Origin of the sequence: Nostoc sp. WHI (genome assembly GCF_015714725.1) — a bacterium.
Lineage (GTDB): Bacteria > Cyanobacteriota > Cyanobacteriia > Cyanobacteriales > Nostocaceae > Nostoc.
The window spans coordinates 1-10421 of record NZ_WBKM01000324.1 but is presented as its reverse complement, the minus strand read 5'-3'; the positions used below and the strand labels follow the sequence as shown (position 1 = coordinate 10421).

9 protein-coding genes and 2 pseudogenes are annotated in these 10421 nt (G+C 40.4%); 5 read left to right on the top strand and 6 right to left on the bottom strand.

The genetic code is table 11. The features are described from left to right. A pseudogene (locus F8S12_RS33060) lies at nt 1–1451 on the top strand (hypothetical protein); the annotation flags it as partial. Between the two features lie 274 nt (nt 1452–1725). Here F8S12_RS33060 and F8S12_RS33055 read toward each other — a convergent pair. Then, on the bottom strand, nt 1726–1881 hold the full coding sequence (locus F8S12_RS33055) for a hypothetical protein (RefSeq protein ID WP_196520502.1): 156 nt from the start codon (nt 1879–1881) through the stop codon (nt 1726–1728). A 95-nt stretch (nt 1882–1976) separates the two neighbouring features. Continuing rightward, nucleotides 1977–2075 (bottom strand): annotated as a pseudogene (locus F8S12_RS41255) (transposase); the annotation flags it as partial. Nucleotides 2076–2637: 562 nt separating this feature from the next. On the opposite strand from F8S12_RS41255, the gene F8S12_RS33045 reads away from it, so the two are divergent. Further along, nucleotides 2638–3387 carry a DUF559 domain-containing protein gene (locus F8S12_RS33045; RefSeq protein WP_196520501.1) on the top strand — a complete coding sequence of 250 codons (750 nt, stop codon included), beginning with the start codon at nt 2638–2640 and terminating at the stop codon, nt 3385–3387. 158 nt (nt 3388–3545) lie between these two features. Here the strand turns inward: F8S12_RS33045 and F8S12_RS33040 are convergent, their stop codons facing one another. From F8S12_RS33040 to F8S12_RS41250, 4 genes are all read right to left on the bottom strand, one after another. After that, on the bottom strand, nt 3546–3836 hold the full coding sequence (locus tag F8S12_RS33040; RefSeq protein WP_196520500.1) for a hypothetical protein: 291 nt from the start codon (nt 3834–3836) through the stop codon (nt 3546–3548). A gap of 2 nt (nt 3837–3838) precedes the next feature. Continuing rightward, nucleotides 3839–4801: a ParM/StbA family protein gene (locus tag F8S12_RS33035; protein WP_196520499.1), complete on the bottom strand. Its 963-nt coding sequence runs from the start codon at nt 4799–4801 to the stop codon at nt 3839–3841. Between the two features lie 416 nt (nt 4802–5217). Further along, nucleotides 5218–5724 carry a hypothetical protein gene (locus F8S12_RS33030; protein ID WP_196520498.1) on the bottom strand — a complete coding sequence of 169 codons (507 nt, stop codon included), beginning with the start codon at nt 5722–5724 and terminating at the stop codon, nt 5218–5220. 51 nt (nt 5725–5775) lie between these two features. Continuing rightward, nucleotides 5776–6369 (bottom strand): hypothetical protein, encoded by a 594-nt coding sequence (locus F8S12_RS41250; protein WP_230968439.1) that lies wholly within the window; start codon nt 6367–6369, stop codon nt 5776–5778. A gap of 258 nt (nt 6370–6627) precedes the next feature. On the opposite strand from F8S12_RS41250, the gene F8S12_RS33020 reads away from it, so the two are divergent. The 3 genes from F8S12_RS33020 to recD2 form a co-directional block, all read left to right on the top strand. Continuing rightward, the gene (locus F8S12_RS33020; protein ID WP_196520497.1) at nt 6628–7380 is read left to right on the top strand and encodes a ParA family protein; all 753 of its coding nucleotides are present in this window, start codon (nt 6628–6630) and stop codon (nt 7378–7380) included. A 1-nt stretch (nt 7381) separates the two neighbouring features. After that, nucleotides 7382–8335 carry a ParB/RepB/Spo0J family partition protein gene (locus tag F8S12_RS33015; protein WP_196520496.1) on the top strand — a complete coding sequence of 318 codons (954 nt, stop codon included), beginning with the start codon at nt 7382–7384 and terminating at the stop codon, nt 8333–8335. Between the two features lie 212 nt (nt 8336–8547). Beyond that, nucleotides 8548–10421, top strand: a 1874-nt coding sequence (recD2, locus tag F8S12_RS33010; RefSeq protein ID WP_196520495.1) for an SF1B family DNA helicase RecD2, incomplete at its 3' end; no start/stop codon positions are given.

Genomic DNA, 10421 nt, shown 5'->3' with positions numbered 1-10421 from the left:
AAAGTAATTTTTCTGTTATTTGCGCTCAAATTGACCCTAATACCGTTGAATATCCCCAGAAGTGGACGAAGGAATTTCAGGCTTTTGGGACTCAATCAGTTAATCCTCAACAACTGTATATGATTGATAGTAGTGCGAAAATTCTACATCAGATTAAAGAGCGTCCTACTTTCTTATTTTCGACAGAATCAAATAAAAAACTTGGAGTCATGGGCTTGGCTGTTGACAACCAGAAAGCTGAGACTGTGACTAAATGGTTAACTGCTCAAAAAGTTGAATGGCAGCAAGTACCAATAGAAGATGTTATTAGGGAAACTAAAAAAGGTCTAGCGGTATTTAACTTGGTTGATAGCTCCATCCCTGCCAAAACTTTGGAGAACATGACCAAGAAATTCGGGGGAATTATTGAAACGGATAGTGACTATCAACAAAGAGTTAATTCCCTCGCCACACGACCGCAGTTTTTGAAACCACCAGAACAAACAGCGCAATCCCCGAAGGAGCAAAGCCGACATTCCACTTCACCCCAAGATGTTCAAAATGTCGCCCCTCCTGTCATCAAAGGCAAACCGATTCCGATGAACTACCCTTTAATGATGCATGGTGAGCCGAACCCACTACCAGTAAACACTTGTATTGATGCGATGAGAGGATATGGTCGAACTCATACCACCAGAGCTAAAGAGCCATACAAACAGTATGGATTTAAACAGGGTGATATAGCTCTGGCGACAGGCATTGATAAACAAGTCGCCTTTCGAGTTGGTAAGCAGTATCAAATCACACCTGATATGATTGCTGACCCCGTTTATCAACAGCAGTGGGCTAATATGGAAAAGCACTCACCCAAGGCATTACCAGAACTGTTCACCGAAAAAAAGCAGGTTTGGGGACTACATCTTGAACCCTTGGGGGATTATGTGGAGGGTTTTATAGTCCCGTTTCCTGAACCACAAAATAGAGCCGTACCCAATCAAGAAGTCCAACCTCAATCAGTCACTATTGATGACTTGAGAAATTGGTACAATGCCGCAGATAAGTTAGGGAAGTCGGAGAATTACAAAAAACGCATTGTAGAAGTGGCAAATGGGTTTAAAGCTGGTGAGCAATTATCAGCCGAAGCGTTGACAGTAATGAATAAAGATACATTTGAGCTTGAAGCCATAAGTCGGCTAAGTCAAATTGCTCAAAGGATTGGCATGGTCTGGGGTAAGTCTAATGAGAATGGCACTCAATTTCTTGGAAAGATTTATGACTTGGCTTTTAATATCCAGCAGAGGGATTTAACTATTTCGCAGAAAAATGGGGAGGTAATTTTAAACTTGCAATCTGGTCAGGTGCAGACTAATAAACTAACTCCACAGATATTGCAAACTTTTGAGGATGCTAATACTCAAATTGATAAAATATTAGCTAAATCTCAAACGGAACAAATAGACTTACAAAGATAGATTTATCCTAGAAGCTAAAATTGATGGTGCTTTATCGTTAGTTGGAATGAATACCCGCTTATTAAGCACAAGACTTACTAATTCTTGTGGACTTAAAAGCTTATTCTTTGATTTCAAGGCTCGTAATCAAGTACGAAGCAAATACAAAAGGTTTTAAAAAGGAATATAAATTTCTTCATTTTCCAACATCGTGGGGGGACTGAAGTTTGAAGGGGTATTTAAGTCTTGGACTAATTTATAGTTGTCTGGATGCCAACAAGTATCACTCAAGGAATTATTTAGCCACTCTTTTAGGTGACGAGAGCAATTTGGAATTATTCTCAATGAACTGCTTTTCTTCAATTGTCCATTCTCTGCCAATCGCGTCAGAGACAGCTTCCAAAATGGAGTCTTCTAATTGTTTTTGATTCATCTGGATGTATCGGTTCAAGAATTTTCACTTTCTTTTTCGCAAAGTGATCGCTCTTAAAGTGGCGCTTGAGCCATTGCACAGAAACTTGTTTGACATACATACTCCCCCGAATCCGCTATCGCTAAATTATAGATTACCCCGGCAGCGTTAATTGACCGCTTGAGGTATCTATTTCGCTTGTGACTGTATAGCTTAAACTTCAAGGTTAACATGAAGGCTATGATACCATTACAGATACCGTTGTCGAGTACCTTGAGAAACAATAGATTCACAGCTAATGGAATGGTGTAGAGTTTTTAGAATAGAGGCAGGAAACTAGAAAATACCATGACAAACACACCAAACCAACCAAGCCGATTAGAACTTATCGAAGCAATTTTAGTCAGAGTAGCGACACAGCAAGAGGTTAATACAGCCGCTATAGCTGGGCTAACTGCAAAATAGGAAGTAAATACTAATGCCCTTTCTGAACGGACTACAAAACTGGATAATCTTAGTGATAACGTAAATGAACTAACTGAAAATACTAATCGTGTCCTGTCCCGTAGTGCTATACTGGATGACGTTTTGCTGGAACTGCGTGATAGTCATGAACAGCACCAACAGAATTTTTTAGAGCATCAACGTACTACTAACGCAGCTTTGCACAGTTTAGAAGCTATTCTTTTACAGCTTTTAAGGATATTTCCTCAGCAATAAAAATTTCTATGTAATTTCTCTCTTGCACTAATCAAATGATTGTAGCTACAACCGAATAAATTATTATTTTGTTGTATGGTGCAAGCTCCTCCTAAAACTGTTTTTAATCCACAGGGTACAGAACACAATGATTCTATAGTTTCAGTAACTCCTCAATTGCCTTTTTTTATAGAAGTTAGGACAGATTCTTTAATAACATATCTTCAACTAATTTATAATTTTACCGATAGAAGCCTAGTTAATAATTGGTTAAAAGCTAGGCAAAAAACAGGCTTTTACTTTGAAATTAGTAAACATTTACATATAGGTTTTGCAGACCAGCGTGATGGGGCTGGAAGTAAATATTGGTGGTTTATTTATTATGATAGTGTGGAAAAAACAAGAGTAGTAAATAATATTAAAATTCAAGAACATCTTGTAAGTACCAGACTTGAAAAAAATAGAGTAATAGAAGACCTTTTATGGAATGGGTTAACATTTAAGTCAAAAACTGAAATAAAAATAGCCAAGGTTTTATCTAGTCAGAATCTTACATTTTTCAGTAATGTAAATGGGTTTATAGGATTAAACGGATTACCAATTAGTAATCAGGATAATAAAATGAGAGAAAAAACTGAAGTAGATTTTTTAGTGTTTTACAATCAAAAGTGTATGATTCTTGAAGTTGACGGAGTACACCATAGTCAAGAATTTCAAAGGAATTGGGATTGTAAGAAAGATAGAATATTTTTGCGGCAAGGTATTTCTACAGTTAGATTTTCAGCAGAACAATGCCATGAAAACGCCACAGCAGTAGTTAAAGAGTTTTTAGAGTTATTTAATTGACACCAAGAATTTTTGCTCTGATCAATACAGTAGTTGGAATTTCTGTCCTCTCTGTGCTGACATGAACGACCGTAAGCGATCGCTGATGAATTAGCTCTCACTGATGTAATGGCACAGGCTAATTCCCTTTCTTTACCGTTGCCAACTTCCTTTGATGGTTACAAATCAAAGTCAAGGCTGAATGTTTCTCCATCAGAATCTTCTTCTTCCTCCTCTGTAAATGGAGTTGAACTCCTTGAGGGGACTTTGTTATCTTCTGTATTAGTCGGCGTGAAAGCCACTTGTTGTGTCGGAAATGCACCCTTTCTGAAAGCAAAATAGCAATCAATAATAAAGTAAAGCGTCTCCAAGTAACTCTTGCCTAGTTGCTGTGATTCGGCAAATATCCGCTCTCGGTAGCTATCTTTGATCCGAACTTTTTCTGGAGTTAAGTCAAGTTTGTCTGCCATTGTTATAACTTAAGAGATGTAGATGCTGGATTCTTGCTGCTAATGGTTTTCGCCATTTCTAAAAGCCCAAAGACATTGGCTTCCACCGGGTTGTCGAGAATCTTGAAACCGTTCTTCTCTAACAATTTTTTAAATCCTGGTAAAAGGCAGCCTCCACCTATCGCCCAGATTTCATCCCCTTGGTGCTTGGCATCAAGTGTCAAATTCACTACTTTCTTCAAGTATTTTTCATACCAATCTTTTAAACTTGCACTGTATATATCTTTGATATCGATGTCACGGCTATACCGGGTATGCCCCATTTCTAGACAAAATCGGATCTTGGAGGCATCCCCGATTTTTCCTCCATTTAAATGTTTCATTTTTTGGGAAATATCATCGATGAGAACTTCTACACCGATAGGATAGGCGGTGTGAACTTCTCGTTGACCCCGGTTGTAACGAGAATACAGGGTTGTTCCATTGCCAAAGTCTAAAATGGTTAACTTTTTCGGCAGTTGATGCCCAAACAATGCACCCATTCCCTCTAACACAACTTTCAGCACTTCTACTTTCACGTCTGATTGTTTGCCTGCAAGTATCGGCTGATATTCTCCACTGAGTACTTTTTGTAATTCGTTAGCCAGACCAACATCATGTAAACTGACGACTAATTTTAAATGCCAAGCCTTACGGTGTGGTAGATGTGCTAACGCACCAAATAAAGTCAACAACGCATTATTGACTTTATTTTCATTATTATCGGTGTTTCTGTCAAAATAATTTCCTGTACGGTAAGCTGACTCTCCAACTGTGTAAGCACTGCCGTTAAAAACTACACGTCCTGGAACATCTTCCATCTCGGCATTGGTTATATAGCTGGGGACACGAACTACTTCAAAGCCATCGACTAAAAGTTTAAGGCTTCCATAACCGTTATCGAAACCCGCAGGAAAAATTTTTTGTAAGGTGTGAATGTTTGACATCTGCTCCAAGTAATACACTTTAATTTGTGAAAATTATCTGTTCAAGTGATCTGCAAGAGCAAGAGAAAGAAGAATAAAATAACTTCACCCTTATTTTCCCAACTCAAGAGCTTATCATAACCCCTTGGGGGCTAAATGGGGTATAAAATATCAATCAATCAAATATACCCTATATAACACCTATATAGGAGCTATGTGGGAGTCAAAATATCACAAAAGTCCTGAACTTTTGTTGGGGTATATATAGCCCCCATAAAGCCCCCATAAAGAATTTTTGAAATTTTTTCTATCAACGCAGCAGAAATTAATTTAGATCATCGTTGACTCTTTGATTTATACTTTACTGTCAATCTTTTGTTGAAAAGCAATTCAGTCTTGCTCTTTAACTTCTTGCTGACTATGTAACGAGTGCGTTACTACTTGCTTACAGGTTCAGCTTTTTCTACTGAATTATCATTCACACCCAAAGTCAATTCCAAAGGAGTTTTTTGGGGGTAAGCTTTTACTACTTGCCGATAAACATCATAATTAGTAGGTAGTGTCTGCTGAGTATTACCCACTCCATAGGTCAGTTTGTACTTTACATCTTTGACTAATTCAGGTTTGCCTGCCTCTTCTTGAGATTTTTTGCGTTGTTCAACTTCATCAACATTTGGCCGCGGCGGTAAAGTAGTCCACCATAACCCTCGGTCATCTGGCCCAACTACTGCTCCTGTCGGTTTCAATCCATTCCTATTCAAAATTGAAGTATTCGCAAAGGTTTCAATGCGTGGCTGTGGTTGACTAGTTAGATCATTGGCATACTTGACTTGCCAGGAGTAACTGGTGAGTGCTGTAGCTTCATACTGTTCAGCAGTAGTAGTGCTGCAACTAATTAGTGTCAGTGCCGTTATTATTGAGGGTAAAAATCTCAGCTTTTGCATTATCAGTTGTAAATATCTTTTACCAATCACTCTTGAAGAGGGAGTGTGCCATCATTGCTGCCAAGGTGAAGGTATCGCCGTAATCGAAAGCACCTGACCTGTTGTTAATCTAATCGCCGTCTGCTCACAATTAGGACATTGGACTTTCACCTGAATTAGTGAAGGATGGCCTTTGTATTCTCCCATCATAGGTTCCCCAGTGTACTCACAGATTATTCCCTGCTGACAGTGCCAACACTCGAATACCACGCGCCCCACTTGTTTATCGCAGTCCAAAAACTGGATATGTTGACAGCATTCTGGCGCTAACTCTTCTTCTTCATCGCTCTTTATCAATTGACCCTGTTGCTTGGGCTGTTGCGGTAATTTGGATTTTCTCTTGTCAGTAGAGGTACATTTGGCTTTACTTTTTTCTAAATGTTGCGGTTTTTCAGCAGCGTTTGTCTTTGACTTTAAAGGAGGTATCACCTCTGCTTGATCTGGCTGCTCAACTGACGGCCGATCATCACTGGGAGTCATGTCAGGCTGAGAGGTTGGCTGCTGTTTCTCTACTGGTTTATAAGCAACAAGGTCAAGCTTTGGGCTTTGGTCGTTGGGTTTTGACTGTTGTTTAGGTGGCTTGGGCGATCGCTCGGTAGACTTCATCAGAACTTTCTTTCCTGAACTTTGGAAAATGAATGTATTTTAACCGCCAATTTATTTCACTAAATCGCTCCTCATCACCAAAACGAAAGTATAGTTAGCTTTTTAGGTAACAAGCAATTTAGAGCATTAATTTTTCATTACTTTGGTGTAAAACTTGTGAAAATCTTTGCGGTCTACTTAAATTGTCATAGAATCAGTTCATTCTGTAACTAATATATATATGTTTTTTGATCAAAAATTGCATAGTACTAAGAAAATATGATTATCGCAGTTACTAATCAAAAGGGAGGAGTAGCCAAGACAACCTCTACTATCGCACTAAGTGGATTGCTGGCAGAAAGTTCCTCCTGCCTTGTAGTTGACTTTGATCCCCAAGGCAATTTAACCACAGGTCTAGGAATCAAGATTCAGCCAGGGCAGATGACTGCTTATGAAGTACTTACAGATCGTAAACAGAGCGCATTTGAAACTATTATTGACACCGAGTACGGAATCAAGCTGATTCCGGCTGACATATCTTTAGCATCTGGAGAAAAGCAAATTTTGACCTCGGCAGATAATAGCCGAATCTTGAGAAAGAAATTGAATCCTTTACGGCAAGAGTTTGCTCATATCCTCATTGATTGCCCACCTAGCTTAGGTATGTTGACTCTAAATGCACTAATGGCAGCAGATGCAGTCTTGATCCCCGTTCAATGTCAGTTCTTTGCTTTGGAAGGCTTACGACAATTATTGGAAACTATCGAAAGTCTTCGTGATGAAGACACTCACCCAAATTTGCAAATTTTAGGAGTCTTGCCTACAATGGCAGACCGTACACTCACGACCCAAGATGCTCTCAAAACTCTTAAAACTAAACTCCCTGGGGTCAAAATTTTTGAACCAGTTCCTAAGTCTGTTCAGTTTCCAGAGTCTAACTTGGCGCGTCAACCAATCCATCGATATACCACAGAAAGAAAATTGATTGAACCTTATCAAGAAATCGTCAGGGAAATGGCAGAACAGGAGTAATATGGCGAAGCGGCGCTTGTCAATGGCAGATGAAATGGAATTCCCGAATAAAACCAGACAATTCCTTGACTTAGTAGGAGTTACCAATAATCCTCAACTCCCGGAAAACGAATCTATTGAACAATCTTTATTAATAACTCAAATTCACCTAGCTGCTCATCAACCTCGGCGTTATTTTTCAACTCAAGGAATGGAAAGCCTAGTTGCTTCTATCCGTCAACATGGCATCTTGCAGCCACTGCTTGTCCGACCGTTAGAATCCGGTAATTATGAATTGATCGCTGGTGAACGTCGCTACCGTGCTGCTCAAACTCTTGGAATGGACCAAATTCCGGTTATTATCCGCCATCTCAATGACCAAGACGCTTTCCAAGTCGCCCTCCTCGAAAATTTGCAACGGGAAGATTTAAATCCGGTTGAGGAAACTGAAGCTATTTTGCAATTGTTATCTATCCGCTTGGAATGCTCTCAAGGAGAAGTTATTTCCCTACTCAATCATATTGCTAACCTCCAAAAGCAAAAAACAGAAACTACGAACAACGTTGTTCGTAACCAATGGGAAATGGTAGAAAAGATATTTTCAGTAATAGGTAGGGTGACTCCAGACAGTTTTCGTAGTCATCGCTTACCTTTACTAAATTTACCTAAAGATGTTCTAGAAATTTTGCGCCAAGGAAAACTAGAATATACCAAAGCCCGTATCATCGCTCAATTGAAAGACGAAGATCAGCGACATCAACTTCTAGTGAAAACTATTGAAGAAAATCTTTCAGTTAGAGATATCAAAAGTTACATTCAATCAGTTCAACCTCCTAAGTCTTCTCAGCCGAATATCCTGACTAATCGCATGAAGGAAGCCTATCAGCGAGTTAAGCAAGCTAAAGTCTGGGAAGATCCTAATAAAGCAAAAGTTTTAGAAAAGTTGTTAGGGCAAATTGAAGCTTTATTAGAGTAAAATTTACGGTTTTTTACAACATATTTCACTCTTAACAACCTTTGAGGCGTAGCTTGCATAGCTTGCGCTCTTAGTCATCGTATGGTGAAGCGAAGCAGCATTTTCGACTTTATCATCTACTATTACTGTAATCTCAAAATACTATAGTATATATGTACTGCAATCAACTGAATTCCAGTATTATAATGATGGGCGGCATCTGATGATAAGCAATGTCCACTCCTCCTAATCTTTCCCCTCAACAAATAAACGCCTTTCCTCAACAGGAAACAATCACCGGAGTCGTAGAACGTTTAACTTTTTACTCTGCTGAATCGGGTTACACAGTGGCAAGACTGACCCGCCCCCGTAGCACCGAACTCACAACAATTGTCGGCAGCTTTGCTAATATCCAGCCAGGGCAGACTCTACAGCTAATTGGTTTCTGGCGTGACCATCCACAATTTGGGCCACAGTTCCAAGTCATCAATTATCAAGAAACCAAACCAGCCACTCTCACTGGAATTGAGAAATATTTAGGCAGTGGACTCATAAAAGGTGTTGGGCCAGTAACAGCCAAACGCATCGTAGCTCACTTTGGACTTGAAACCCTCGATATTATCGAAAACCAGATCGAGCGATTAGTTGAAGTTCAGGGCATTGCTAAAAAGCGGATCACTCTCATTAAAAACGCTTGGTCAACTCAGAAAGCGATCAAAGAAGTGATGGTGTTTCTCCAGGGGCATGGCGTTTCTACCACTTATGCTGTGAAGATTTATAAGCAATATAAGGATGAAGCGATCGCTACAGTAACCCATAACCCCTACCAGCTAGCAGCCGATATCTATGGGATCGGTTTTCTGACTGCTGACAAGATTGCACGGAATATCGGAATTGCCCCTGACTCAGAATTTCGTTACCGTGCGGGGATTATCCACTGCCTAAGTGAAGCCGCCGAAGATGGTCATTGTTACCTACCACAGAGCCAACTGATTGAGTCGGTAATCAAACTGCTGACTACCGAATCTCACCAGCCCACAGAAGAAGCGGTCACGATCATTATTAAAGATATGGCTCTCGCGGACGACCTGATTAGAGAGTGGGATGAAGAGAAAACACTACTTTGCTACAAGCCGACTTACTTTCATACGGAACAGAATTTAGCTCAACTTATACGCCAACGCTTGGAAAAACCTGTTGGCACTGACATTGAGCGTGTGGATGATTGGATTGACCGCTTTACAGCCAGCCGTAAAATTCAGCTTTCACAACAGCAACGCCAAGCTGTAGAAACAGCAGCTTATTCCAAAATCATGATTTTGACTGGTGGGCCTGGCGTTGGAAAAACTTTCACTACCCACACCATAGTTAGTTTATGGAAAGCGATGGGTAAATCTATTGCTCTAGCTGCACCAACTGGACGGGCTGCTCAACGCTTGGGTGAAATGACTGGACTTGAAGCAAAGACTATTCATCGCTTGTTGGAATTTGACCCCCGGACAAGAGGATTTAAATGTGACAGTGAGAATCCTTTGCCCCATACAGCAATTATCGTTGATGAAGCATCGATGCTTGATTTGTTTCTGGCTTACTCCTTGGTTAAAGCAGTATTAGCTGGCGCTCTACTGTTGTTGGTAGGTGACATTGACCAGTTACCATCTGTGGGGCCAGGTCAAATACTCGCTGACCTGATCAATTCGGGGCGAGTTCCCGTGGTGCGGTTGACCCAGGTATTTCGCCAAGCCCAACAGAGCGCAATTATCACCGCCGCCCACCAAATTAATCGAGGAATCTATCCCACAATTGAGCCAATATCTGACAATTCCGTGTCTGATTGTCTGTGGCACGGCGGTGGACATCAGCCGGAGCATGGTGTACAAGCAATTTGCGAGGTGATTACTGACCTGATTCCCGGCCTGGGTTTTAATCCGGCGACTGATGTTCAGGTGCTTTGTCCCATGACACGGGGGGTAGTCGGTACTCGTAATCTCAATACAGTATTGCAGCAGTTGATTAATCCACCTACACTGTCCAAGGTGGAGATTAATAGAAGTGGGATGATACTGCGAGTTGGCGATCGGGTCATTCAACAAATGAATGATTACCA